Source organism: Cryobacterium sp. N19, from assembly GCF_002929595.1.
Classification (GTDB): Bacteria; Actinomycetota; Actinomycetes; order Actinomycetales; family Microbacteriaceae; genus Cryobacterium; species Cryobacterium flavum.
This window is the reverse complement of record NZ_PJJR01000051.1, coordinates 172,930-198,688: the sequence shown is the minus strand read 5'-3', so window position 1 is coordinate 198,688 and position 25,759 is coordinate 172,930. Positions and strand designations below refer to the sequence as shown.

Below are 25,759 nucleotides of genomic sequence, written 5' to 3'. Positions count from 1 at the left end.
CCCCTGCCGTGTTTAATGGATGGTCAGGAATGTGGGTGGGTGGCGGTGCCGGTGTTGGCGTTCGAGCTGCTGCCGTTCGCGCTGGCCGCGTGGGTTGCGAGGCGGGCGCCGAAGGTGGTCGGGTCGGGCCGGGCTGATTCGGGCCGGGCGGCTTCGGCATCCGCTTCTGTGACAGGGATGGCGGGCAGGCTGAAGCGCGGCACGGCGATGTCTTTCGCGCCGTAGAGCCGCTCCGAGACGACTTCGAGGGCGCGCACGAGGCCACCGAGGGCGACGCCGGTGCGGCCGAGCGCCGAGGAGACGAGCGGCGGCTGCGTGCTGCGGGTGACCAGCAGGGCCAGTTCAGTCTGCAGCGCGCCGAGCAACACCGGCCCGGCGGACAGCCCGCCGCCGATCACGATGAGGTCGGGGTCGACGGTCAGCCCGACGACCGCGATACCGCGGATGATGCGGCGCGCGAACCGGGTGACCAGCTCGAGGGCGTCGGGGTCGCCGACCTGGGCTGCCGCGAAGACGTCTTCGGGGCTTTGGCCGAGGAACGCGCCGAGCACGCTGGTCTCGTGCACGTCCTGGTAGCCCCAGCCGGTGGATTCGAGGTCGCCGACCTCGCCGGCGGCAAAGTTGCGGCCGCGGTGCAACGCTCCGCCGAGGATGATGGCGGCGCTCACGCGGTGGCCGACCATGATGAAGACGACATCGTCGGCGTTTTGTGCCGCGCCGGCGTGCAGTTCGCCGAGGGCGGCCATATTGACATCGTTTTCGACGGACACCTGGCAGCCGAGCTGTTCACTGAGGCTCGCAGCGAGGTCGAGGCCGCTCCATTCGGGCAGTACGTTGCTCTGCAGAACGCGGCCGGAGGCATCCACTATGCCCGAAATGCACACCGTGACGGCGGTGAGCCGGCTGGCGTCGAGTTCTGCGAGTGCGCGTTTCAGGGTCGCGGCGGCGAGGGCGAGGAGTTCGGAGCCGGTGATGTCGGTCGTGATGTCGGTCGTGATGTCGTGCAGGGCGGTGGCGACGATGGTGCCGGCGAGGTCGCTGACCAGCACGGTAACCCGGTGCAGGCCGAGGTCGAGGCCGGCGACGTAGCCGGCGGAGGCGTTGAACGCGACGCGGCGGGCGGGACGGCCCTTGGCTGCGGTGGTGGTCTGCTGCTCGTGTGTGACCAGGCCGTTGGTTTCGAATTCGGCGACGATCGACTCGACGGTGGGGCGGGAGAGTCCGGTGAGGCTGGCCAGTTCGCTGACCGTGAGCACGCCGTGGTCGCGCAGGGCGCCGATGCAGGCGGCGGAATTGCGCCGGCGAAAGGCCAGCATTTCACGTTCATGCAGTGCCATGGCGGTCCCCTCACCTCGTAGGGCGAATTATGCAAGTCGTTTGCATAATTACGTCTGAGTTCAGAGTAGACACGTTGGCGCGGTGTTGTCAACGACTCGGGCACCGTTGCTGGCTGCGTCGCGCTGCAATATTCCACTCAGCAACGGCCGAATGCGGAGTGAGGGCGACCCGCTACGGAGTGCGCACGGCCGGCTGATAAAAGCGCAGCCACTCGACCGTTTGGGCCACGTGGGACGCCGCGGCGGCAGATGCCGCAGCAGGATCATGCAAGACGATTGCGTTGAAGATGGTCCGATGGCCATGGTCGCTGACGCGCCGGATTTCCGCGCCTTCCGGCAGCGCGAACAGTTGATAGGCGCGCGAACGGGCGCGAAAGACGCCCAGCAGAACGGTCAGTGTGGGGTTGCCACTGATCCGATCAATCAACGCGTGAAATTGAGCATCAAGCTCGGGGGCAATTTCGGGGTCGGCGGCGGCCTCCATGGCCTCGACCAAGTCGAAAAGCTCCGCGGTTTGCTCCGGACTTATTCGAGCAGCCGCCTGGGCCGCAGTATGCGACTCGAGGACACCTCGCAATTCGTACATGTCCAAGAGTCCAGACAGCGGCAGAAGGTCGACGGTCAGCGCCAAACTCCCCATGATTTCCTCGGGACGCAACTGAGAAACGTATGTTCCCGACCCATGCCGTGACTCGATCACGCCCAGGGCCGACAGCATGCGCACTGCTTCACGAAGAGACCCGCGCGATACGCCGAGTTCACTCAAGAGAGCGGTCTCCGATGGAAACTTCTCTCCAGCGCCGAGACGTCCGGACGCGATCATGTGACGCAATCCGTGGAACGCGATGTCTACTGCCGACATGCGTGGATCCTTTCGTCCAATCGCCACTACCGATAACCCCACCTAATTCTAAGCGGGAGGCGAGCTGACACGTTCCTCACCCGACAACACTTTATCTCAACTCATCTGATGACTTTTTGGAACAATCCCGATAGAGTCCTGAAAACAGCCATGAAAGTGGGGTGATCCAGAGAGTCATCACACGTCTTGTCATAGTTTGCGAGCCACGAACATTGAAATAGGAAGCACATGCTGACCTCTCCAGTCGCGCCACCGCGTGGATTGACACTTTCGGACGGCCGTCCAGCCCGGGCCGCCTGGTCTCTCGATCCACGAACCATCCACATCAACCACGGGTCGTTTGGTGCTGTGCCCGTCGTCGCCCAGGAACATCAAAATCAACTCCGCGCGCAGATGGATGCCAACCCGGTAGCGTGGTTTCCAGCGCTGCCGGCCATGGTGAAAAGCACCCGCCGCGAAGTTGCCAAGTTTCTCGGCGTAAGCGAAAACGACACCGCCCTCGTGCCCAATGCGAGTGCCGGAGCAAGCGTGGTCTTCTCCAGCCTTCCGGCGAAGATCGGACTGGAGATCGTCGTCACCGACCACGGGTACGGAGCTGTCACCATGGGTGCCGAGCGGTTGGCCCGCCGCTGGAACGGCACGGTACGTACGGCGCATATTCCGCTGGATGCCACCGCAGCCGAGGCTTATGAGGCCATTGTGGCCGAGCTCAGCGCTGCCACCGGGCTGATTATTGTCGACCATATTTCTTCTCCCACCGCCCGATTCTTGCCGGTACAATCCGTCGCCCGCGAGGCGCGCCGTCGTGGAATCCCGCTCCTCGTCGACGGAGCGCACGTGCCAGGGCTGTACGAGGACCCGCTCAATAAGCTGGATTGTGACTTCTGGATCGGGAATCTTCATAAATTTGGCTGTGCCCCGCGCGGCACATCCGTTCTGGTCGCCCGGGGCCCACTGGCGGCTGAGCTATATCCACTCATTGATTCCTGGGGCGCTACCGAGCCCTTCCCCGACCGCTTCGACACCCAAGGTACCTTAGACCTCACGAGCTACCTCGCCACGACGACGGCCCTGGATTTCATCGGGCGAACTTGGGGATGGGATGCCGTGCGCACCTACATGTCGGATCTTGCGGACTACGCCGAAGAGACCATCACCGCTGCTTTTGGTGCGATTACCGGCGAAGACCATCACGTAGATGTCGGCATGCCGGTCAACGCGCTCAGACTCGTTCGTCTGCCCGACGGGATCGCCACGACCCACGACGAAGCGGACGCGCTCCGCGATCGAGTCTTACGTGAACTGGGCGTCGAAGGTGCCTTTACGAGCTTCGGCGGGATCGGCTACTTCCGTTTGTCGGTGCATGTCTACAACACTGCTGCCGACTTTGACTATTTCGTTGAGCACTGCGTTGCCGCACTCACCGAATGGGCCCAGGTCCCTTCTGCTACACCATCGTCATAGGGCGTTGACCTCAAGAATCGTCCGATCTCAATGAAAAGAGGAATGCTGTGATTCACAAGAAAACGTGTGCATGGACCGGCCTGGGGCTCGCTACGGCCCTGGCGCTTTCGGGGTGCTCTGCCGCCTCGGATGCTGCGGATGGCACCGTCAACCTGCAGATGGTTGAAAGCCTGACCAACCCGGCCCGAACCGACGTACTCAAGGGTCTGATCTCAGATTTCGAAGCGAAGAACCCCGGAATTACCGTGGAATTGATCTCCCCTCCCACCGAGCAGGCCGACCAGAAGATTCAGCAGATGCTTCAGTCTGGTACCGGGGTCGACGTTCTTGAGGTGCGCGACATCACGGTTGGACCGTTTTCCACCAACGGCTGGCTGTACGACATGTCCGATGAACTTGCCGGCTGGGACGGCTGGGACGACCTGACCGTGAACGCTGCCAAGTACGCGACCAACGCGGACGGCAAGTCATATTACATTCCCTACGGTTTTTATGGTGCGAGCCTGTTCTACCGAACCGACCTCATCAAGGAGGCCGGCTTCTCGGCACCACCCACCAGCTGGGACGAACTTCTCACGCAGGCCACGGCCTTGCAGGACGAGTCGAAGAGTCAGTTCGGCTACGCTTTTCGCGGCGGCAAGAACGGCAATACTAACGTTGTACTGGCGATCGAGGCTTACGTAGCGGACCAGATCGACCAGGACAATGCTTTTAAGCTCACCGACGGCAGCACGATCTTTGCCGCGCCAGAAGCTGCTGACGCCCTTGAGACCTACTTCGCTCTCTTCGAGAATGCGTCGCCACCCTCGTCGGTCGCCTGGGGGTACCCAGAAATGGTGGAGGGGTTCGCCAACGGTTCCACGGGATTCCTCTTACAGGATCCGGAAGTAATCGCGACCCTCGAACAAGCGCAGTCGATCAGCGTCGATCAGTGGACAACGGCCCCGATGCCGACCGGACCGACGGGTAAGGCGATTCAGCCCATGGCCACCGCCGGCTGGGGCACTGCAGAGTCCAGCGAGCACAAGGCCGAGTCGGCCAAGTTGATCTCCTTCCTGTCGGAAGGCGATGCGTCGACCACTTTCACGCAGAAGAACAGCCTCGTTTCCATTCTGAAAGACGCCGCAGACAGCGACTTCTACAAGACCGGCGCGTGGGCCAGCTACGTAACCATGAACGAGAATCCCGATACCTACATCACTGCCGTCCAGCCGCGCGATTCTTCATGGTGGACCGACTGGATCCAGAAGTCCGACTCTGAACTACAGCAGGTGCTCATCGGCCAGATGACTCAGAAGGAACTTCTCGCCAGCTGGGATGCCTACTGGGTCGAAAAGTGGAAGAACGCCTAGGCGGAACTTCCATGACGTCTCCACGTACCGAAACACTGGAGCGCGCGGCGACTTCGCCGAGCGCTCCACGACGGCCGGACCCGGGAACACGACGTTCGCAACGGCGCACTTTCACCGTTCGCAAAAGCCTGACTATTCTGGCGTTTCTCTCCCCCGCCCTGATATTCGTGATCATCTTTGTGTATTACCCGATGATCGCGGGCAGCCAGATGGCGTTCCGCAATTGGAACCTGAGCAATCTCACCGACACCTCCTGGGTGGGATTCAAAAACTTCGCGGCGATTCTGACCGATCCGGTCTTCTACACCGTGCTGAGAAATACAGCTGTCTGGGTCGTGGCTTCTCTCGTGCCGCAGTTCGTGATTGGTTTTGCTCTCGCGCTTTGGCTCCGACGTAAATTTGCCTTTCGAGGACTTTACCAAGCCCTGATCTTTTTCCCGTGGGCGATCTCCGGTTTTCTGATCGGCATCTTGTTTCGGTGGATGTTCAACAGTGAATTCGGCGTGATCAATGACCTACTGTCGAAAGTCGGCCTCACCGATCAAGCGATACCGTGGCTCGCTGACCCAACGACGGCCATGGTCGCCATCATCATCGCGAACGTCTGGTACGGCGTTACATTCTTCACGATCATGATCCTTGCCGCTCTTCAATCCGTTCCGGAGGAGCTCTTCGAGGCCGCAGCCCTCGACGGTGCAGGAAAAACGCGAACTCTCTTTCGGATCACCATTCCCTACATTCGCACCACGCTCGCGCTGACGGTTCTGCTGCGTGTGATTTGGATCTTCAATTTTCCCGACATCATCTTCGGCATGACCGGCGGCGGTCCAGCGAATCAGACCCACATCATCACGACCTGGATGATTGCGACGACCCAACGCGGCGACTACGGGCAGGCATCCGCTCTGGGACTCATTGTCGTGGGGATCCTGCTTATCTTCTCCATCTTCTACCTCCTTGCGATTCGCGAGAAGAAAGCGGTCACCACATGATCGACAGGGAAACCCGGCTGGCCCGCACCATTCGCATCGTTTTTCTCGCGATCTGGCTCGCAATCACGATCTTTCCGCTCTACTGGATCACGATCACGTCGTTCAAAGGCCCCGGGGCGATCTTCAGCTTTCCGCTGACCTACTGGCCAGAAGTCTTCTCGCTCGAGAACTACGTGAACCTCTTTAGCAAGGCGCAGTTCGGCACCTATCTTGCCAACAGCCTCGTGATCGCTGCGGTGGCCGCCACCGTCGCGACGCTCATTTCTTTGCTCTCGGCATATGTCCTTGCCCGGTTCGAATTTCGCAGCAAGGGCGCGCTGATGATGGCGTTTCTGGTCACCCAGATGATCCCGGCGTTCATCGCCCTGGGCCCGCTTTACCTGATGATGTCGCAGCTGGGGTTGGTCGACAATAAGTTCGGACTCGTGCTCGTCTACATCGCGATTTGCATACCGTTTTGCACGGTGATGCTGCGCGGGTTCTTCGCCAACGTGCCGGATGCGTTGGAAGAAGCGGCAATGATCGACGGATGCTCCCGGCTGGGCGCACTCTTCAGAGTCATCGTTCCCGTTATGAAGCCCGGGATCGTCGCCGCGTTCATCTTCAATTTCGTAAACTGCTGGAACGAGTTGTTTCTCTCGGTCACGCTGATGAACCGTGACCAAAACAAGACGATTCCGACTGCCCTGAATGGGTTCATCTCAAGCTTCAACATCGACTGGGGCTCGATGTCAGCGGCAGCGGTTTTGACGATCATTCCGACCATGGTCTTGTTCGCCTTCGCCAGCCGATACATCGTGCAGGGGCTGACTGCTGGGGCGGTCAAGGGATAACCTACGCGGCGAAAAGTCGCACCAGGCGGGCTGCTTCCTGTACAACGGCGGCACGTCCGGCTGCCCCGTACCTGCGGCTGTCAACAACCGCGGCATTCGCTGCGAGATAACCGCGAATCGCCTCGGTGAAGTGTTTGTTCAGCTGCGTCGAGACGTTGATCTTGGTCATGCCGGCTCGAATCGCCTTCACGATGTTCTCATCGGCAATGCCGGATGACCCGTGCAGGACCAAGGGCACGTCGAGAGCGGCCCGCAGTCGCGCGATCAAGCTGTAGTCGACTGCTGCCACGCGTTCCGTCATGGCGTGCGATGAACCGACTGCTACTGCCAGTGCGTCGACACCGGTGCTGCGCACAAACGCGGCTGCTTCACCCGGGTCCGTTCGCACGCCCGGTGTATGGGCGCCATCTTTGCCGCCAACCGCACCCAGTTCAGCCTCCACATACACGCCGCGAGACTGCGCGTACTGGGTGATTCGCGCCGTGATCGCGACGTTTTCATCAAATCCCAGATGCGCTCCGTCGTACATCACGGACCCAAAGCCGAGTTCGATCGCCTCGTAGACGAGTTCTTCATTCTGGGCGTGGTCGAGATGCACTGCGACCTCGACGGCTGACGCTCGCGCCACCGCCAGGGTGGATAGAGCGATCGGTTCGAGTCCGCCGTGATACTGGGCGCAGTTTTCTGAGATTTGAAGTATGACCGGAAGTTCGGCCTGCTCGGCTGCTGCGACGAGCGCCTCGGCCGTCTCGAGATGGAGCACGTTGAACGCCCCAATAGCAACCCCGCGCTGATAGGCCGAATCCATGAGGCTTCGGGTGAGGACTAACGTCATTCGGTCTCCGAGAACTTGATTGGTTACTTGACGCTGCCAGCGGTGAGACCACCGATGAGGCGTTTTTCAATGAGCATGAAGAGCACCACGACCGGCACGATGGCGACGATGGAAACACCGAAGACGTAGTGCCAGCTGGTTTCGTACTGCCCCACGAACTTGGTCAGGGCAACGGCCATGGGCTGGTTGCCCGCCGTCGAGAGGATGACCAGGCTTGCGGCGAATTCGTTCCAGCAGGCCACGAAGGTGAACACGATTGCGGTGACGATGCCCGGCCAGACGAGGGGGAGGTTGATCTTGAACAACACCGTGAGGCGACCCGCTCCATCCAATTGCGCGGCTTCGTCTACTTCCTTCGGGATTCCAGCAAAAAAGCTATGCATGATCCACACAGCAAAGGACAGATTGAACGCCGCGTTGATCAAGATCATGGCGAGCCAGGTATCGGAAATGCCCAGGAACCCGAACTGACGAAAGAGGCCGGAGGTGAGAACGGCCGGCTGCAGCATCTGGGTCACAATCACCAGGAACATGAAGACCAGGCGTCCGGGAAAGCGCGCCCTGGCCGTGTAATAAGCGGCCGGTAGTGCAACGAGAAGTACCAGAAGAGTTGCGAAAACGGAGATGACAATCGTCGAGATGAGGTTCTGCACCAGCGGGGTCTCGGGTGTGGACCACATGGTGAGGTAGTTCTCCCAGTGCCATTCCGTGGGGAAATAGGTGGGCTCAACCGAACGAATCTCGCTCTTTGTCTTGACTGACCCGAAGAACATGATCAGGTAGGGAATCACGAAAATGAGCAGCACCACGGCGCCGGCAACCATGCGCCAGATCACTGTCGAAAGCGGAACCTGATCAGCCGTGTATCGAGGTTTGCGGGCAGCGCGCGGCGCCGACGTAAGCAGGGCGGTCATAATCAGACCTCTTTCATAGGCTTGACGACCTTGACGTAGATCGCCACGATCACGATCACGATCAGGAAGGCAACGACGCTCAGCGCGCTGGCCACGTCGATCTTGTGCTCATTCTGGATGTACTTGAAAATCATCGTCATGACCGTGTCAGCGTCGTAGCCGGGAATCGACCCGGTCATGATTTTGAGGATCGGCAGCGAATTGAAGACGTTAATGATGTTGATCAAGACAGCTACGGATAATGCACCGCGCAGTTGTGGAAGGACTATCCCGAAATAGGTGCGGATGCGACCGGCACCGTCCATTTTGGCGGCCTCGAGAATATCGCCGGGTACCGATTGCAGACCGGCGAGAATCGTGTAGGTCGTGAAAGGGAGGGAGACGAAAACTGCAATGCCGATCGACCAGCTAAAGGCACTGACCGGGTTCTTGGTCCAGCCGTATGGTCCGTCGATCAGTTGGATGTCGACGAGAAACTTGTTGATGATGCCGATGTACCCTTCGAGCCCGTAGTAGACCACGAGCGTGGTCATCACCACGCTCGCTGCCCAGGGGATGATGACGGCGAGGCGCACGATCTGGCGCCCGGGAAATGACTTGTTGAGAAACTGGGCCAGGACCAGCGAGATGAGAACGGTGAGAGCCACGACGGCAACGACCCAGATCAGGGTGCGCAGCATGATTCCGCCGAGCGGGGTGAATTCAAGGAGCGTTGCATAGTTGGCAAACCCGACGGGACCCTTGTCGAGACCGCTCAGGCTGATGTCCCTGGTGGAGTTGTAGAACATGACGACGGCAGGGAAGAGTACGACGCCGAAGATCAGGACGAGTGCCGGCCCGATCCACGGCAAAGCGGAGATCAGATCGGACAGGCGGGTACCCGCTGCTGCACGCTGACGCGCAGGCCCCGAACGGGGACGGCCGGTGGCCGTCCCCGTCTGGGTCGGTGGTTCATGAATTGTTTGAGTCATTTCCTAATCCACCGATATTCCTTGTGATCAACTTGGAGCGAGGTCGCGCACGGCGCGAAGGCCGCTAGCCTTCGTCTGACTTGGCCTGGATTTCGGTGAGAACGGTCTGCGCATCCTTGCCTTGGGCCAACTGCCCGATCAAGCTCTTGAACGCGGCATCCGTCGCCGACCAGTTGGGGTTCGTGCTCGGGTAGAACTGAGCACCGGGCAGCGCCTCGATGAACGGCGCCAAGGCCGGAGTGTCGCCCATCGCGTCGGAACCGGACTGGGTGGTCGGGAGGAAGTTCTCGGCGGTCACCCACGGTACGTACTGGTCAGCAGCGTAGAAGAAGTCCAGGAACTTCGTGATGGCTTCCTGCTTGGATCCGTCATTCTTGAATGCCATGAGGTGATCGGCGACCCCGAGGGTGAAGGCCTTGCCGTCAACCGTGGGGATGGGGTTCACGGAGTAGTTGAGTGCAGCATTGCCCTCAGCGATCTGACCGACCGTCGGCGGAAGCCCGATGATCATACCGATCTTGCCCTGGACGAAGACGTCCATGAGAGGGCTGCGGTCAGTAGCTCCCGCATCCGCCTGCGTCGCGCCGGCGTCGACCATCGTCTGAATGAACTTGGCAGCCTCGAGGTTTTCGGGGGTGTCGATCGTGATCGCACTGGCATCACCGAAACCGCCACCGGCACCGTAGAACCAGACCGCCGATTCCGCCTGTGCCTCTTCGGACCCGAGCGGCAGTCCGTACCCGGCTACTCCCCCGCCGATGGCGGAAATCTTCGTGGCCGCATCCAGCAGCTCACTCCATGTCGTCGGGACTGCGGTTACGCCGGCCTGTGCCAACAGGTCTTCGTTGACGAAAAGCGCACGGGCCGAGGCGAGCAGGGGCGCGCCGAATTGGACGCCGTCGACGGACGCGTTCTCAACAAACGAGGACTGGAAATCAGCGAGGGTGTCGGCCGACACCATTTCGTCGATCGGGTACAGCAGGTCATCCGCGGCAAAACCCGCAAACGGGCCGCCGTTCATGATGTCGGGCGCTGCGTTTCCCTGAACCTTGGTCGTGATGACATCGGTCAGGTTGTCCCAGGACTGCACCTCGAGGTTTACCGTGATATCGCTGTTGGCGACTTCGAAGTCGGAGATGACGCCTTCCCACAGTGCCTGCGTGTTGTCCGAGTAGCTGGGGACCAACAGGTTCACGGTCGTGCCCGATCCGCCGGACCCGCCCGATGCGTTGCCGCCACCAAAACCACAGGAGGCTAGTGACATCGTGGCCAGCGTCGCTGTCACGACGATGCCCCCCAATCGCAGAGACTTCTTCATGTCTAATTTCCTTATCGTCTGATGATGCTTGTTGACTGTAAAAGCACCTGAACAGTCACATCCATTCAGGTTTTGACCAGTTTGGCGCTCGGGTCGTGTCGGCACAACTGTTGATATCAGATCGTTACGTGACGTTAAAAAACACTTAGAGTAGTTGCTCGTGATTGATTTTCTAGCTCTACAATCATTAACAGTCAGAAATGACCGCGAATTTACAGATCAGCCTCATTCCACCTGAATGATCGCAACCAATCAATCCGAAAGATCCACAACTTACCGAGGAGCCACGGTCATGACGACATCCACCGAAGAACACATCGCGACGGAACTGGCCTCACAACCCGAGACCTGGGCGCGTGCCGTTGCGATGACCGCTGAACAGCGGCTGCTCCCCGCTCCTGGGCAGAAGGTCGCCATGGTTGGCTGCGGCACTTCCTGGTTCATGGCCCAGTCCTACGCGGCCTTGCGCGAGAGCGCCGGCCACGGGGTGACGGACGCTTTCTCGGCCTCCGAGGCCTTTGTCGATCGCGATTATGACGCCATCATTGCCCTCACTCGCTCCGGGACCACGACTGAAGTGCTCGACATTGTGAAGGCACACCGCGGTCGAACTCGGATCATTGGAATCGTCGGCGACACGACCTCGCCGTTCGTTGGCGAGGTGGATGACCTCATCACCCTGCCGTTCGCCGATGAGCAGTCGGTCGTGCAGACTCGATTCGCGACCACGGCGCTCGCCTTTCTGCGCGCGAGCCTCGGCGAAGACCTCAGCACGGCCATCGCTGACGCCGAGTTGGCGGTCGCCGACGAACTCGATGACGGGATCATCGGCGCAGAACAGATCACCTTTCTCGGCCGGGGCTGGACCGTCGGTCTGGCTCACGAGGCCGCACTCAAAATGCGCGAGGCGACGCAATCCTGGACCGAGTCTTACCCCGCGATGGAATATCGACACGGTCCAATCAGCATCGCCGCCCCCGGGCGCATCACCTGGATGTTCGGCGCGGCGCCCACTGGTATTCGAGAGGATGTGCTCGCCACCGGCGCACGCTTCGAAACGAGCGCCCTCGACCCGCTCGCCAACCTCGTGCGCGTGCACAAACTGGCTCTGCTCCGCGCCCGCGCCAAGGGCCTCAACCCCGACCTGCCTCGGAGCCTGACGCGGTCAGTCATACTCGACTCGTGACCAACTTTCCCGCGGCCGTCTCAATTGAGCCCCTCGGGGATGGTGCAGCCGTCGTCGCCTTCGACATTGGTGGAACCGACATCAAGGCCGCGCTGTTCGATGCGTCCGGTGCCATGCTCGGTCTGACCCGCGTCCCCACACCGCATCGTGGTGTGCACACCGTCGATGCCGTGATGCAAGAAATTGCGGAGCTCACCGCCGGTTTTGCGGCGGACTTTCCGCTCGTGCAACCACTGGCGGTCGGGCTTATCGCCCCGGGCATCGTCGATGACGATCGGGGTATCGGGATCCACGCGGCCAATTTGAAGTGGGCGGATGCCCCCTTCAAACATCTCGCCGAGAAACGTCTGGGCATGCCGGCCTCGTTTTCCCACGATGTCCGTGCAGCCGGGGAAGCGGAATTCCGGCTCGGCGCAGCCCTGCCATACCGCGATGTGGCCGTCGTCGTGATCGGCACCGGCATTGCGGCGTCGCTGTTCATCGGGGGGCGACCCCATTCGGCGGGAGGATACGCCGGTGAGCTGGGGCACTCCATCGTCGACCCGGCGGGCGAACTGTGCGCCTGCGGTTCGACCGGCTGTCTCGAAACTATTGCATCGGCTGGTGCCATCGTGCGCCGCTACGAGCGGGCGACGGGATCGAAGCTGCCCGGCGCCAAAGAAATCATTGAGCGAGCCCGCAACGGCGATTCCGAAGCCCAGTCGATCTGGAACGACGCCCTCGACGCCCTCGCTTTGAGCATTGCGCAGCTGGCAGCAGTGCTGGCCCCCGAGGCCATTGTGATCGGCGGCGGGCTTGCTCAGGCCGGTGACGCACTTTTGGTCCCGCTGCGAACGCGCGTTGACAACCTCCTGAGCTTCCAACGACTGCCGGTCGTTGTCGCGGCCAGTATCGGTGAAAATGCCGGACTTCTCGGGGCGGCGCTGCATGCCCGTGCTGCCGCAGTTGCTGCGGGGATGCGCCCGTGATCGTCACGGTCACGCCGAATTCCGCGGTGGACCTCACGTACTCGCACCCGGACATCCGTTTTGGGGAAACCAACCGGGTGCCCACCGCTGTCGCTCGTGCCGGCGGTAAAGGACTCAACGTGGCGCGGGTCATCCACCAGCAGGGTCACCCCGTGTTGGCTGTCGCGACGGCCGGAGGCCGCACCGGTCAAGCACTCGTTGATGACCTCGTGCAGACGGGCATTCGCCATCAGATCGTCTCCGTGCAGTCTGACACCCGGCGAACCATCGCTCTCGTTGATTCTGACCGCGAACAAACCACGATCTTGAACGAGCACGGCCAGAACCACACGCCGCAGGAATGGCTCAGCCTGACGGCGGGAACGACGGCTGCCCTGGCCGGCGCTCGATGCCTGGTGGGGTCCGGCAGTCTGCCGAGCGGTGCCGATGACACCTTCTATGCACAGCTGGTGGACCTGGCGCGCGAACGCGGGATTCCGAGCATCATCGATACGTCTGGGCCGGGGCTCCTGGCCGCAGCACGTTCCGGGGCCTCTGTGCTCAAGCCGAATCGTGAGGAACTTGCCGCTGCCACCGGGATCGACAACCCGGTCAGTGGCGCCCGTGCTCTGGTGCGGTTGGGCGCAGGACTAGTCCTGGTGTCGCTTGGTGAGCGGGGCATGCTTGCCGTCTCGCGCGAGCATCCGCTTTCATCGTTGCACGCACGACTACCGCGAGTGCTGGCGGGCAACGCCACGGGTGCCGGGGATGCGGCCGTGGCAGCCGTCGCGGTCTCGTTAGCGGCGGGAATAACGAATGCCGAATCCCTGTTGCGGCAAGCCACCGCCTGGTCTGCCGCCGCCGTGCTCATGCCCCTGGCCGGAGAAATTTCTCCTAAATATGCGAGGTTCGGCGAGGAACTCGTCGTGGATCGCCTTGTTGACGAACCTCGGCTATAACGTCGGGATAGATTTGCAACTGAGAAGCTTGAGAAACGAGAAATCATGAACCGCGCCGAGCGTCTGATCGCTGTGCTGGACCTTTTGGCTGAGTCGGGCCATCTTGAGGTCGACGACATCATCACGAAACTCCAGGTATCTGCCGCGACGGCGCGACGGGATCTCGACACGCTCGCTTCGCAGCAGCTACTGACGCGAACGCGCGGGGGAGCGACCGGTCAGGTCGTTGCCTACGATCTCCCGGTGCGTTACAAGCGGGAGCAACACGCCCCGGAGAAGCAGAAAATTGCGGTGGTGGCGAGTTCGCTCGTACAGCGCGGGGATGTCATTGGTCTCTGTGGTGGCACAACCAGTACCGCTATCGCGGGTGTGCTCGTTGCCCGCGCAGACATTATGGAGGCCGGGCCACAATCCAATCTGACCGTCGTCACGAATGCCATCAACATTGCGGCACAGCTCGCCATGCGGCCCCAAATCAAGACAGTCGTCACCGGAGGGGTAGTGCACTCGCGCTCCTATGAGCTCGTCGGCCCGTACAGTGCCGAGGTGCTGAATCAGGTAACACTTGACCTCGCGTTCATCGGCGTCAACGGCATCGATCCGATTCGCGGCGCCACGGTCAATGATGAACGAGAAGCCGCGGTGAACTCGCTCATGGCGCGGCGTGCCACCAAAGCCTTTGTGGTGGCAGATTCGAGCAAGATTGGAACGACGGCTTTTGCCACCCTGGGCGCCCTAACGGTATTCAGCGCGTTGATCACTGACTCGGGAATCACCGCGGATCAGCTGTCGGCGTTCGCCGAGGCGGGACTCGAAGTCATCGTCGCCCAGTGACACACGTTATTCACTCCGCCCGGATGATATCGGGAGGCGCAACCACGCCGGACTCGTGGGTTGCTTTCTCCGGCGACTCGATCAGCGCTACCGGAACGGGTGCAACCTGGCGCGGCCTGGCCACGGCCACCACCAGCGTCACGGACGCTGCCGGTCGCATCCTCTCGCCGGGTTTTGTAGATATCCACTGCCATGGGGCCGGAGGCGCCGCTTTCGACGACGGTGCGGAGGGCATCGCCACGGCGCTGCAGGTGCACCGCCGTCACGGTACAACCCGGAGCGTCTTGTCGCTCGTGACCGCTAGTCAGGCGGATCTCGAGCGGCGGGTCGCGATTGTGGCTGACCTGGCGCAGCACGATGCGCTCATTCTCGGCGCCCATCTCGAGGGGCCGTTTCTTGACCAGACCTATCGTGGCGCCCACGACCCGACCCTGCTCAGTGCACCGGATGCGAAACGGATCGATCGACTTCTCACGAAAGCTCAAGGACAGTTGCGTCAGATCACGCTGGCCCCCGAGCTGCCAGGAGCGGTCGACGCGATTGCGCAACTCGTCGACGCTGGTGTTGTGGTGGCCGTGGGGCACAGTGCCGCTGACTATTCCACAACGCTCGCGGCCTTCGAGGCAGGGGCGACGATTTTGACCCATGCTTTCAATGGGATGAAAGGCATCCATCATCGCGCGCCTGGACCCGTGGCTGCCGCGACGCATGCCGCAGGCGTCACCCTCGAGATCATCAACGATGGCGTTCATGTGCACCCGGAAGTCGTGCGGCTGGCCTTCGCGGGCGCGCCCGGCCGAATAGCCCTGGTAACGGACGCCATGGCTGCAACTGGTGCCTCGGATGGGGCCTATCTTCTGGGCTCGCTCGCCGTGACGGTGACCGATGGCGTCGCCCGGCTGACCGATGGCGGATCGATTGCCGGATCGACGCTGACTCTTGATTTTGCGCTGCGCCGAGCAGTCACCGAGGCGGGCGTGCCGATCGCCGAGGCTATCTCTGCGCTCACGGAGACACCTGCCCGAGCCATCGGTCGCGGTCACGACCTGGGGTTGCTGACCGTTGGCTATGCGGCTGACGCCGTGCTGCTTGGCGCGGATCTTGCTGTGGATGCGGTGTTTGCCGCCGGGCGCCAGCTGACTTAGATCGTTTGCCAAGCTGGGCGGTTCGCCCAGATGTACTTGTAGTAGTCGAGGTTGACCATTTTGCTCGCAGCCGCTTCGTCGACGACGACGGTGACGTGTGGGTGCAGCTGGATGGCGGTGCCGGGCTGGCTGGCTGAGATGGGTCCTTCAACGGCCGCGGCCAACGCTGCCGCTTTGCCTTCGCCGAATGCCAGCAACACCAGGTGTCTGGCTCGAAGGATCGTTCCGAGCCCCTGGGTGATGCAGTGCACGGGAACAGCGTCCGGCGAATCAAAGAACCGGGCGTTGTCTGCGCGGGATTTTCTAGCGAGCGTCTTCACGCGCGTGAGGGACGCAAACGAGGAACTGGGCTCGTTGAACCCGAGGTGCCCGGTTCGACCAATGCCGAGTATTTGCACGTCCACTCCACCCGCCGCGACCAGTGCTCGTTCGTATTCAGCACCAGCAGTGGAGAGCGTGGCAACGTCGCCACTGGGCACGTGGACGTTGGCCGGGGACAGGCCCAGCGGTTCGATAACGTCGCGCGCGATGACCATTCGGTAGCTCTCGGGGTGGCCCGCCGGTAGCCCGACGTACTCGTCGAGCGCGAAGCCTCGCACTTTCGAGACGTCGAGAGGACGCTCCGAGAAAGAGCGGGCCAGCGACGCGTACACCGGCAGGGGTGTCGATCCGGTCGCCAATCCGAGCACCGCGTCGGGCTTGGACTCGATAAGTGCCCGAATCGACTCGGCGATCAGGTCGCCGGCTGCTCGTTTGTTCTCAACAACGACGATTTCGGCCAATGGGGTCTCACTTCCGATGTGATTGTATTTGATTCTATAATACAGCTAATAATCATTTGCAATCATTTCTAAATCAATGCGGCAGGACACTTTCATGCACACACTCGTCGAAATTTGCATCGATGACCTGGACGGTGCGCTCGTGGCCGAACGAGCCGGAGCCGACCGGGTCGAATTGTGCGGCAATTTGATCGAGGGCGGCACCACTCCGAGCATCGGGCTGCTCAGGCGTGTCCTCGATTCCGTCGAACGTATTGGCGTGCAGGTGATGGTCCGCCCGCGCGGCGGCAACTTCGTGAACTCGGCGTCGGAGCTCTCGGTGATGCAGGCCGATATTCGGGCTATTCGGCGGGACGCCGACGGCGCTGCTGTGCGGGTCGGCCTGGTGTTGGGTGTGCTGACGCGCGACAACCAGATTGATCAGACCGCGATGCGTCGTTTGATCGCGGAGGCCGCAGAGCTGCCGGTTACCTTTCACAAGGCTTTTGACGATGTGAACGATCTGGGCGCCGCCCTCGAACAACTCGGCGAACTCGGCGTTGAACGTGTTCTCACCTCCGGTGGACAGACCACTGCATTTGACGGCGCAGGGGCGCTGCGTGACCTGGGGCGGCACGGCTCGGCCGTGCGCATCCTGGCCGGCGGCGGGGTTCGGGCGCACAATGTGGCAGCGCTGGTGGCATCGACCGGGGTCAGCGAGGTTCATCTGCGCGCCCAGGTTGCTAGCCCACTCGGCACGGGAACTTTGGCCACGGACTTCGACATTATTCGTTCGGTGATCGGGGCGCTCGCCCGGTCGAACTGATTCGGGAGCAACCGCGGCGTTCGCCCGGCCGTCTGCCGCGGGTCGGAGCAGGTTTTGCAGCGGCTTTTGAAGCGGGGTGAAAGTCAGGAAAGCTGCACGGCCCCGAAGGCCAGAACCGCGATCAGCGTCCAGGACACCAGCCCGACCGCGAGCGCTCGACTGCCCGTGCGCAGCAGGGTGCTGAGGTTGACGGCCGCACCGAGGGCGAAGAGCGCCATGGCCAGCAGTGCGGTCTGCACCAGGTCGGCGACCTCGAGTACCTGATCGGGCAGCGGAGCGAACGTGCGTATCAGCATGGCCACGATGAATCCGGCAACGAAAAGCGGAACGATCGGTGGAGGCTTCGGCCGGTTGCTCCGGGTGGCCGGTTCAGACACAGCGGCGTCGCCGGCAGTCGGGTCGCCGGCAGCAGACCTGGATACATCGGAGGCAGCGGGAGCGGCGGCATCCGCCTCGAGAGTGGCAAGCCGGTGGCGCTCGACGATGGACGCGACGGCCACGACCGGGGCGAGCATGAGCACGCGGGTGAGTTTGACGACGAGGGCCACCGCGAGCGCGCCCGAGCCGGCAATTTGCGCTGTCGCGACGACCTGGCCGACGTCGTGCACGCCGGCGCCGACCCAGTGTCCGAATTGCAGACTGCTCAATCCGAGCGGATGCCACAGCAGCGGCAACACGGCGATCGCGAGGGTTCCACACAGGGTCACCAGGGCGATCGGGGTGGCGGTCTCTTCATCTTTGGCCTTGACGACGCCGCTCATGGCGCCGATGGCGGAAGCGCCGCAGATACTGAATCCGGTGGCGATGAGCAGGGGTTGATGGCCGGGCAGGCCGAACCAGCGGCCGAGACCGAGGGTACCGGCGAACGTGAGCAGCACGATGGCGACGGTCGTCACGATGGTCACCCAGCCGAGAGCTGCTATGTCGACGAGGCTGAGTTTGAGGCCGAGCAGCACGATTCCGAGCTGCATGAACGGTTTGGCCGCGACGGCCAGCCCGGGCGCGAGGGCCCCGGCGAGCACGGGACGTGCGGCCGGGATCTGGCCGACGACGATTCCGAGCACGACGGCCATGGTCAGCAGCGGGACCGCGGGGACGGCGGCATGCACGCCCCAGGCAGCGAGGGCGGCGAGGGCCGCCACGAGTACTCCCCGAAGCCACATTCAGACAAGTCTAGGCGCGCTGGTTCGCTGGACGGGGCCCAGGCCCCGTCCGTGGGCCCAGCTTCTAACCTGGGCCACGGTTCATAAGGTGGGCCCGGAGCCTCAGACCGACACGCGCCGCAACACCGGCGCCAGGCGCGCGGCGAAGACCTCGGCCTGCTCGACGCTGGCCGACGTATAAACGCCCGACGCGTCGAGAAAGTTCAGGCTGCCGAGAAATCCGGCGTCGTCGACGATGACGGCGTTCACTGTGGCGGTCAAGTTCGGTGTGGTGAGCGCTCCAAAGCCGCCCGCCTCGTCGTCGGCCAGAAAGGAACGCTGCCCGATGACACACTGCTCGACCCAGTTCGGATCCAGCTCCGACGAGATTCCGCCGAGCTGGTAGACGTGCGGCCGGCTGGAGTACACGCGTATCAGATCCTCGAATTCGTCCCGCCAGAGTGACACGGTGACCAACTGGGCGCCGACGGCATCCGCGGCCTCGATGGCGATGTCACAGAGCTGGGCGGCAAGATCCGGCGATAGCGTGAGGTCGGCCACGTCTTCGTGCTCGCGCGGAAGTCCGATGATCGGCACCGCGCCGGCGAGAACACCGACGATCGGAATCGCCCCGGTGAGCAGCCCGAGCCCCGCCTGCTTGCGCCGCGACGTTGCCCGGGGGAGCATAACGACCCCGAGCAAGGCCGCGCCTCCCCCGACCAGCGCGGCAATCGTCGGCACTTCGCCGAGCAGCAGCCAGCCCAGGAGCAGCGAGAAAATCGGCACGATCAGCAGCAGCGAACCGCCCTCGGCCACGCTCGTGCGCGACAGGGTCTGGTTCCAAAGGCAGTAGCCGAGCACGGTGCTGACGACCACCAGTACCACCAGCGCCACCCAAACGGATGCCGTCAGCCGACTGGGATCGACCGCGAACCGGGCCGTGGGCAGCGCGGTGAAACCGCCGATGGCACAGCCCCAGAACACGGTTTCGATGGGAGATACCCGCGCGAACAGCGGCTGCTGCACGATCAGAAAGACCGACAGCAGCAGAGCGGCGCCCACGATGAGGAGGGCGGTGCCGTTGAACCCGGTCGCGCTTCCGCCGCCGAGGGTGATCACGATGACGCCGCCGACCGCGATGACCATGCCAAGGTAGCCGAGCCGGGTGGTGCGTTCGACGAGCACGAAGTAGCCGAGAATGAACGCGAACACCGGCGAGATATTGAGCAGCAGGCTGGTGGTTCCCGCGGGAACGGTGGCCTGGCCGAGGTTGAGCAGCATGCCGTAGCCGGCATAACCGCAGAGCGAGACGGCGATCATTCGCGGGATATCGTGGCGCCGCAGCGTGAGCCGCTGCCGGGTGATGAGCAGATAAAGGCCGATGATGGCGGCGCCGACGAGAAAACGCACGGCGGTGAGATCCTGCGGGGAGAGCGCTGTGAGGGCTTCACGCGTGGCGACATACGTCGGCGCCGTGGCCGCGACCATGAGCATATCGGGTCGAGCCAGCCAGCGTCGCACGAGACCCGATTCCCTTGAAGTGTGTCTCGAGACTAGTGCAACGCGGCCGGCCCAGGTAAGAACGCGTTCAAAACTGGGCCCACGGACGGGGCCCGGGCCCCGTCCGAAGTACTACGGGCGACCGAGGCCGTGATAGGTCCAACCGGCAGCACGCCAGGCTGCGGGATCGAGGGCGTTTCGGCCGTCGACCACGGTCTTGGTACGAACGAGCGCACCAGCCCAGACCGGGTCGAGGTGCCGAAACTCGGGCCACTCGGTGACGAGCACGACGGCATCCGCTCCCCGCAGGGTCTCTTCGAGCGACTCCTCATAGTTGAGTTGCGGATGCCGCGCCCGCGAGTTCTCGATGGCCTGCGGGTCGGTCGCCACCACGTCGGCACCCAGGCCGCGCAACTGCACGGCCACGTCGAGCGCCGGCGAGTCACGCACGTCATCGGAGTGCGGCTTGAAACTCAGGCCAAGCACCGCGACCTTGGCGTTGTAGACGCCGTCGCCGAGGGCCCCTACGGTCAGGTCGACCACGCGCTGGCGGCGACGCAGGTTGATCTTGTCGATCTCCTTGAGGAAGGCTACGGACTCGCCGCGCCCCAGCTCTTCGGCGCGGGCGGTGAAGGCACGGATGTCTTTGGGCAGGCACCCACCGCCGAAACCGACGCCGGCGCCGAGGAAGCGGCGACCGATGCGGCCGTCGTAACCGATGGCATCCGCCAGCTGGGTGACGTCGGCACCGGTGACCTCGGCGATCTCGGCCATGGCATTGATGAAGCTGATCTTGGTAGCGAGGAACGCGTTCGCGGCGACCTTGACCAGCTCCGCGGTCGCATAGTCGGTGATGACCAGGGGGGTGTCGGCAGCGAGCGCCGTGGCGTAGATCTCGTTGAGCAGCGCGGTGGCATGCTCGCCTTTATCGCCCGGAGCGACGCCGTAGACCAGGCGGTCGGGGCTGATGGTGTCCTGCACGGCGAATCCCTCGCGCAGAAACTCGGGGTTCCAGGCCAGCGAGGCGCCGCTGCCGGACTCGATGAGCTCGGCCAGGCGCGCGGCGGTTCCGACCGGAACTGTGCTCTTGCCCACGACGAGGTCACCGTCGGCCAGGTGCGGAATGAGCGATTCGATCGACGCATCGACGTAGCGCAGGTCGGCGCTGTAGCTGCCGAGCTTCTGCGGGGTTCCGACGGCGATGAAGTGTACCTGCGAGCCGGCGGCATCCGCTATGTCGGTGCTGAAGCGCAGGCGACCGCTGTTCATGGCGGACGTGAGAACCTCGGGCAGGCCAGGTTCAAAGAAGGGTGGCTTGCCGATGGCAAGCTGGGCGATCTTGACAGCGTCGACATCGATACCGATGACCTCGTGCCCCAGCTCGGCCATGGCCGACGCGTGCACGGCTCCCAGGTAGCCGCATCCAATGACAGAAATTCTCATTTATTCCTTTCGGTCCTCCCAGAGCATAGTGGGCGCTGCACGTCACCCCAATTCGAGCAGGTTAACAAACGGATGCCGGGCCGTCACGCACGTACCGCCGGTAAAATTTGCGACTCGCCGTGATTCGGGCAGGATTTGCCCGGAGAGTCGCAGATCTACCGGCGTTACGTACCAGCGAATGACGCGCGCGCGGGTTACGCGGTGGCCACCACGCGGCGGCGCTGCAGCCCGGTTTCGGCGAGGCCGGCAAGCAGCACCAGCAGGGCACCGCCGAGCACGCTGCCAAGGTCGACGCCGGTTTTCGCGAGCGACGAAGCGGATGCCGGTTCCACAACGCGCACGCCCAGGTCGAGCACGCGGGTTGATCCGTTCGGTGCCAAGCCGACGACCTGCAGGGTGTGCAGTCCGGCTGCGATGCTCGTGGGCACGGCGAAGTTCTTACTTACCGGCATAACGTAATAGCGGATGCCGCCCTCGGCTGCGCCTACGCCGTGCGGCCCAGCAGGTACGCGTTCAGGGCGTCGGTCAGCGCCTGATCGGCGGGAAACGACTCGCCATCGAGGGCGACCACGGACACGGCGAGGCGCACGCTGGAGACGAGCCAGGCGGCATCCGCGTGGCGAAGTTCCTCAAGCGTGACGTCGCGGTATTCCACGCGTGAACCCTGCGCGCGCAGGTAGTCGAACATGCTCTGCTGCGTGGTGCCGTGCAGAATAGCGCCGCTCGGCGCGGGCGTCACATACTCGCCATTGATGCGCAGCACGACACTTGAGGTCGGACCCTCCATGACGGAGCCGTCGGTCGTGAGAAAGATGGTGTCGTCGGCGCCACGACGGTGCGCCTCGCGAATCGCCGCCATGTTCACCGCATAGCTGAGCGTTTTCGCGCCCATCAGCAGCCAGGGGGCCTTCTCGGCAGCCCCGCGCGGATAGCCGCGGTCGAGAGTGATCACCCGCACGCCGTTCGCGCGCACCGCCGTGAAGTCCGACGCCGCAGCCGCGTGCAACCAGGCCGTGGGCGCCGGACCGTGCTCGACGCCGCGGCTAAGCACGAACTTGAGGGCGATCTCGCCCCGCTGCGGAATGCGCGACACGGCGTAGGCGATCGCGGCCCGCCACTGCTCGGCATTCGGCACCGGAAGCTCGCAGATGCGCGCAGAGTTGCGCAGCCGGCTGATGTGCGGCTCGACCTCCTGCGGGTGGCCGTCGACGACGGCGAGGGTCTCGAAGATTCCGTCGCCGCGCTGGGTGCTCAACTCGCCGACGCGCAGCGCCGGGGCGGTCGATTCCATCTCGTGGAACGTGTCGCTGAAGTCCTGCTGCAGCGAGTCGGCGGGCACGGGGTCGATCAACAGGGTGAAGGGCAATCTCATGCCCCTGAGCCTACTTCGCGCCCGGCTTGGGTGGGCATCCGCTCCGGTGAAACGGATGCTTCCACCCGGGCCCTCCGCGTCGCCCGCGAGGGGACGCAAGAGCGCGGAAAAGGACGGATTGCGCCTACTCACAGGCTGGCGGCCTACCTGGGGCCGTCGCGGCGTCGGCGGCCGAGCTGAGGCCGCCTCGGCCAGTTAGCTCTGGAACGCGACGATGGGGTTGGTCGTGGGCTGGTCGGATCCGCCGTTGGGTTCCACGGTGACACCCACCTGGTCGCCGGCGTGCATCGTGCCGTCAAGCACGCGCCAGGCCGTACCATCGCCGGTCGAGTCGAAGGTTCCGGCCGAAGCTGCGCCGTCCCCGTTGATGTACCAGAGTTGATAGTCCTGATCGCTCGGCAGCACGGGCAGTTTGTCAACCAGCACCGCGGAGATTCCAAGTTTGTTCGACCAGACCAGGGTTGCTTCCTGCCCGTTAGCGGTGGTCGTCGCGGCGCGCTGCGAGTCGTCGGCCGCGTTGATTTGGGCGAGTCCGGAGGCCTGCTGGGACTCGAACTGGTTGCTGTTCAGCACCTGACCGAAGAAGGATCCGCCGATGAACAGCGCGACCGCGGCCGCGGCGGCCAGCATGAACTGTGCCGGACGCTTGAACCAGCGGGCCTGGGCCCGCTCGGTTGCCGTTCGGTGCGGGCCGGAGCCGGTACCAAAATTGATGTCCGTGACCGCCGACGCGGAGCCGGCGGGCGCGCCGCCACCGGAATTCGGCGTCGTGGAGGTCGGCCCGGCGGGCAGGGTCGGGGTGGCGATCGGGGCAACGACGGGAGCTGCGTTGGTAACGGAGGCGAGGGCATCCGTTGTGCCGGCCGTAAGCGGCGGAAGCTGCGGGGTCGACGCGAGCAGGGACATGAGGTTCGCCTTGAGCGCGGCGGACGGCTGCACGGGCGCCACGGCGAGGCCGAGGGCCACCGCGGTGTCATTCAACTCGGCAGCCTCGATGCGGGCCCGCTCGGATTCGGCGAGGTGCGCTTCAAAGGTGGCCGTGTCGTCGGCGTCGAGGGCGTGCAGGGCATAAGCGCCAGCCAGATCGGCCGGGTGCTGCTCGTTACGGCCGGTCATGATGCCACGCCCAATTCGTCGCGCAGACGGATGAGGCCATCGCGCAACCGCGTTTTCACGGTGCCCAAGGGAATGTGGAGCATATCGGCGACCTCGCTGTGACTGAACCCGCCGTAATACGCGAGGCTCACAGCCTGACGCTGCAGCTGAGTCAATCGAGTCATCGCCCTCTCCACCCTTTCATGTTCGAGTCGTACTTCAACAGTTTCGGCCACGTGATCGTAGGCAACGGCCAGGTCACGGATTCCAATTTTGGTATCACGGTCGCGTCCGGCCTGCGACGACCGAATTCGGTCGACCGCTCGCCGGTGTGCCATCGTGAGGATCCAGGTGCTCGCGCCACCACGCGTGGGTTCGTACCGCGACGCCGACTGCCAGATCTCCAGGAAAATCTCCTGAGTCACTTCTTCCGACTGTGCGTGGTCGACGAGCAGACGCTTGACCAGGCCAAGCACCCGCGGGGCGATCTGGTCATACAGTTCTCCGAATGCCGATTGGTCGCCGCGGGCCACACGTCCGAGCAACTCCTCCTTGGTGGCAGGGGCTGGCGGCGCGAGGTCTCCGGCGGGATCAACAGTCATGAGATCTAGCATGTCAGGTCTTTTCCCGTTGTATGACTAGGGTTCGGTGCGAAGTCGATAACGGATTGGTCTTGGCGGCAAGCAATTCGCCAAAAGCGGATGCCTGCGGCCGCGCTGCGCCGCCGGGACCGGTATGACGCCTCGCGGGGCTGAAGAAGGTCGGGCCGCAGAGCACCTCTCGGCGCGAGGCCGCTCGAAGCGGCGAATAATGGAACCCGGGATTACTGCGGCCCGACCAGACTCCAGTGTATTCGAGCGGACCGGCCGGCGTCGAATGTTCGCCCGTGGCGCACAGGTTGCGCACGTCCGGGCCCACCTTATGAACACGGGCCCAGTTTATAGACTGGGCCCGTGGACGGGGCCTGGGCCCCGTCCACGGTGAGAAGGTGCGAGACCAGACTCGAGCGGCAGCCCCTGCGCGAAGGGCTAGGCCCACCTACTCCAGGGAGTCGCGGCGCCAGAGGCGCGCGCAGGCGGCAAACTCGGCCGCTGTCGTGGAGAATCGCAGGGCTCGCGTGGTCAGCTCCGACGAGCGGTGCGGTTCGGTCAGCTCGAGATCGTCGGCGATGCTCGCGGCCCCGACGGCGGTGACCCGACAGTAGGCGGCCCCACGATCCAGCGCCACCGCGAAGTCGCCGGTGAACAGTCCGCGCAGAATTTCATCGGCGAGGATCATGATCTCGGCCGGGCCAGTGGGCACGGCGGCGCCCGCGACGAGCGGATCGATCGTGGCGGCGGCATCCGTTCCCCGTTGGTACAGGTACGCGCACCCCTCCGGATCCTGCCGAATCAGCATACGAATGAGATAGATGCGCCAGAGTGCGCCCGGCAGGCTGCGCGGCGTGGCCCGCGACCACAGCTCAGCGACAGCGTCGATTCCGTTTTCGTCGGTGTAGGCGACCAGGCGTTCGACAGTCTCCGGGTCGGGGTCGCTGCGTACTCGGTTGAGTAGCGCCTGCGCGGTCTCGTGCGCGACGCGGCTGATGGCCGCCGGATCGTCGCCGCCCTGGAATGCCTCGAATTTGATCCCCGCGAACAGGGTGGGCTTGTGAAAGTTGTCGGCCACGGC

Annotated in this window: 25 protein-coding genes; 10 read left to right on the top strand and 15 right to left on the bottom strand. The window is 63.4% G+C overall.

The genetic code is table 11. The annotated features are described in order from the left end of the window. Positions 1-23: 23 nt before the first annotated feature. Together CXY78_RS12560 and CXY78_RS12555 are read right to left on the bottom strand one after the other, a co-directional pair. A complete protein-coding gene (locus CXY78_RS12560) occupies positions 24-1,337 on the bottom strand; it encodes an ROK family transcriptional regulator (RefSeq protein WP_104089605.1) in 1,314 nt (437 codons plus the stop codon). A gap of 172 nt (positions 1,338-1,509) precedes the next feature. After that, positions 1,510-2,199 carry a FadR/GntR family transcriptional regulator gene (locus CXY78_RS12555; RefSeq protein WP_092339194.1) on the bottom strand — a complete coding sequence of 230 codons (690 nt, stop codon included), beginning with the start codon at positions 2,197-2,199 and terminating at the stop codon, positions 1,510-1,512. A gap of 228 nt (positions 2,200-2,427) precedes the next feature. Here CXY78_RS12555 and CXY78_RS12550 point away from each other — a divergent pair, with 228 nt between their 5' ends. From CXY78_RS12550 to CXY78_RS12535, 4 genes are read left to right on the top strand one after another with little or no spacing between them, the layout of a single operon-like run. Next, entirely contained in the window at positions 2,428-3,663 is a 1,236-nt protein-coding gene (locus tag CXY78_RS12550; protein ID WP_092339196.1) for an aminotransferase class V-fold PLP-dependent enzyme, read from the top strand. Between the two features lie 47 nt (positions 3,664-3,710). Next, on the top strand, positions 3,711-5,015 hold the full coding sequence (locus CXY78_RS12545) for a sugar ABC transporter substrate-binding protein (RefSeq protein WP_233197356.1): 1,305 nt from the start codon (positions 3,711-3,713) through the stop codon (positions 5,013-5,015). A gap of 11 nt (positions 5,016-5,026) precedes the next feature. After that, entirely contained in the window at positions 5,027-6,007 is a 981-nt protein-coding gene (locus tag CXY78_RS12540; protein WP_092339198.1) for a carbohydrate ABC transporter permease, read from the top strand. Continuing rightward, positions 6,004-6,840 (top strand): carbohydrate ABC transporter permease, encoded by an 837-nt coding sequence (locus CXY78_RS12535; RefSeq protein ID WP_092339200.1) that lies wholly within the window; start codon positions 6,004-6,006, stop codon positions 6,838-6,840. Before CXY78_RS12540 ends, CXY78_RS12535 begins: the two co-directional genes overlap by 4 nt. Position 6,841: 1 nt before the next feature. Here the strand turns inward: CXY78_RS12535 and CXY78_RS12530 are convergent, their stop codons facing one another. The 4 genes from CXY78_RS12530 to CXY78_RS12515 form a co-directional block, all read right to left on the bottom strand. Continuing rightward, positions 6,842-7,675, bottom strand: coding sequence for a class II fructose-bisphosphate aldolase (locus tag CXY78_RS12530; protein WP_092339202.1), 834 nt, complete (start codon positions 7,673-7,675; stop codon positions 6,842-6,844). A 23-nt stretch (positions 7,676-7,698) separates the two neighbouring features. Next, positions 7,699-8,589 carry a carbohydrate ABC transporter permease gene (locus CXY78_RS12525; protein ID WP_199182618.1) on the bottom strand — a complete coding sequence of 297 codons (891 nt, stop codon included), beginning with the start codon at positions 8,587-8,589 and terminating at the stop codon, positions 7,699-7,701. 2 nt (positions 8,590-8,591) lie between these two features. Further along, the gene (locus CXY78_RS12520; protein ID WP_092339204.1) at positions 8,592-9,560 is read right to left on the bottom strand and encodes a carbohydrate ABC transporter permease; all 969 of its coding nucleotides are present in this window, start codon (positions 9,558-9,560) and stop codon (positions 8,592-8,594) included. 64 nt (positions 9,561-9,624) lie between these two features. After that, positions 9,625-10,878 carry an extracellular solute-binding protein gene (locus CXY78_RS12515; RefSeq protein WP_104089604.1) on the bottom strand — a complete coding sequence of 418 codons (1,254 nt, stop codon included), beginning with the start codon at positions 10,876-10,878 and terminating at the stop codon, positions 9,625-9,627. A 292-nt stretch (positions 10,879-11,170) separates the two neighbouring features. On the opposite strand from CXY78_RS12515, the gene CXY78_RS12510 reads away from it, so the two are divergent. The 5 genes from CXY78_RS12510 to nagA are packed head-to-tail and all read left to right on the top strand — an operon-like array spanning position 11,171 to position 15,949. Next, the gene (locus tag CXY78_RS12510; RefSeq protein ID WP_104089602.1) at positions 11,171-12,064 is read left to right on the top strand and encodes an SIS domain-containing protein; all 894 of its coding nucleotides are present in this window, start codon (positions 11,171-11,173) and stop codon (positions 12,062-12,064) included. Continuing rightward, complete coding sequence (locus CXY78_RS12505; protein WP_233206181.1) at positions 12,061-13,032, top strand: ROK family protein; 972 nt, start codon at positions 12,061-12,063, stop codon at positions 13,030-13,032. The genes CXY78_RS12510 and CXY78_RS12505 overlap by 4 nt, the downstream gene beginning before the upstream one ends. Next, the gene (locus CXY78_RS12500) at positions 13,029-13,970 is read left to right on the top strand and encodes a 1-phosphofructokinase family hexose kinase (RefSeq protein WP_104089600.1); all 942 of its coding nucleotides are present in this window, start codon (positions 13,029-13,031) and stop codon (positions 13,968-13,970) included. The genes CXY78_RS12505 and CXY78_RS12500 overlap by 4 nt, the downstream gene beginning before the upstream one ends. 45 nt (positions 13,971-14,015) lie before the next feature. Then, positions 14,016-14,804, top strand: a complete 789-nt coding sequence (locus CXY78_RS12495; RefSeq protein ID WP_092339212.1) for a DeoR/GlpR family DNA-binding transcription regulator — start codon at positions 14,016-14,018, stop codon at positions 14,802-14,804. Further along, entirely contained in the window at positions 14,801-15,949 is a 1,149-nt protein-coding gene (nagA, locus tag CXY78_RS12490) for an N-acetylglucosamine-6-phosphate deacetylase (protein ID WP_233206180.1), read from the top strand. Before CXY78_RS12495 ends, nagA begins: the two co-directional genes overlap by 4 nt. On the opposite strand, the gene CXY78_RS12485 is transcribed toward nagA, so the two are convergent. Next, a complete protein-coding gene (locus tag CXY78_RS12485; protein WP_092339216.1) occupies positions 15,946-16,731 on the bottom strand; it encodes a glucosamine-6-phosphate deaminase in 786 nt (261 codons plus the stop codon). The two genes, nagA and CXY78_RS12485, sit on opposite strands and share 4 nt — an antisense overlap. Before the next feature lie 94 nt (positions 16,732-16,825). Between CXY78_RS12485 and CXY78_RS12480 the strand changes: the two genes are divergently transcribed. Continuing rightward, a complete protein-coding gene (locus CXY78_RS12480; protein ID WP_092339217.1) occupies positions 16,826-17,536 on the top strand; it encodes a copper homeostasis protein CutC in 711 nt (236 codons plus the stop codon). An 83-nt stretch (positions 17,537-17,619) separates the two neighbouring features. Here the strand turns inward: CXY78_RS12480 and CXY78_RS12475 are convergent, their stop codons facing one another. The 8 genes from CXY78_RS12475 to CXY78_RS12440 all read right to left on the bottom strand — a co-directional run bounded on the left by CXY78_RS12475 (position 17,620) and on the right by CXY78_RS12440 (position 25,756). After that, positions 17,620-18,699 carry a YeiH family protein gene (locus CXY78_RS12475; protein ID WP_104089597.1) on the bottom strand — a complete coding sequence of 360 codons (1,080 nt, stop codon included), beginning with the start codon at positions 18,697-18,699 and terminating at the stop codon, positions 17,620-17,622. Positions 18,700-18,801: 102 nt separating this feature from the next. Continuing rightward, positions 18,802-20,199: a DMT family transporter gene (locus tag CXY78_RS12470; protein WP_140425517.1), complete on the bottom strand. Its 1,398-nt coding sequence runs from the start codon at positions 20,197-20,199 to the stop codon at positions 18,802-18,804. A gap of 111 nt (positions 20,200-20,310) precedes the next feature. Further along, entirely contained in the window at positions 20,311-21,621 is a 1,311-nt protein-coding gene (locus tag CXY78_RS12465; RefSeq protein WP_092339224.1) for a UDP-glucose/GDP-mannose dehydrogenase family protein, read from the bottom strand. A 194-nt stretch (positions 21,622-21,815) separates the two neighbouring features. After that, the gene (locus tag CXY78_RS12460; RefSeq protein WP_140425704.1) at positions 21,816-22,049 is read right to left on the bottom strand and encodes a hypothetical protein; all 234 of its coding nucleotides are present in this window, start codon (positions 22,047-22,049) and stop codon (positions 21,816-21,818) included. Positions 22,050-22,105: 56 nt separating this feature from the next. Continuing rightward, entirely contained in the window at positions 22,106-22,993 is an 888-nt protein-coding gene (locus tag CXY78_RS12455; RefSeq protein ID WP_104089592.1) for an aminodeoxychorismate lyase, read from the bottom strand. A 195-nt stretch (positions 22,994-23,188) separates the two neighbouring features. Further along, positions 23,189-24,109, bottom strand: coding sequence for an anti-sigma factor domain-containing protein (locus CXY78_RS12450; protein ID WP_104089590.1), 921 nt, complete (start codon positions 24,107-24,109; stop codon positions 23,189-23,191). Beyond that, on the bottom strand, positions 24,106-24,690 hold the full coding sequence (locus CXY78_RS12445; RefSeq protein ID WP_166789926.1) for a sigma-70 family RNA polymerase sigma factor: 585 nt from the start codon (positions 24,688-24,690) through the stop codon (positions 24,106-24,108). Before CXY78_RS12445 ends, CXY78_RS12450 begins: the two co-directional genes overlap by 4 nt. 436 nt (positions 24,691-25,126) lie before the next feature. After that, positions 25,127-25,756, bottom strand: coding sequence for a DNA-directed RNA polymerase subunit beta (locus tag CXY78_RS12440; protein ID WP_092339233.1), 630 nt, complete (start codon positions 25,754-25,756; stop codon positions 25,127-25,129). Between the last annotated feature and the right edge of the window lie 3 nt (positions 25,757-25,759).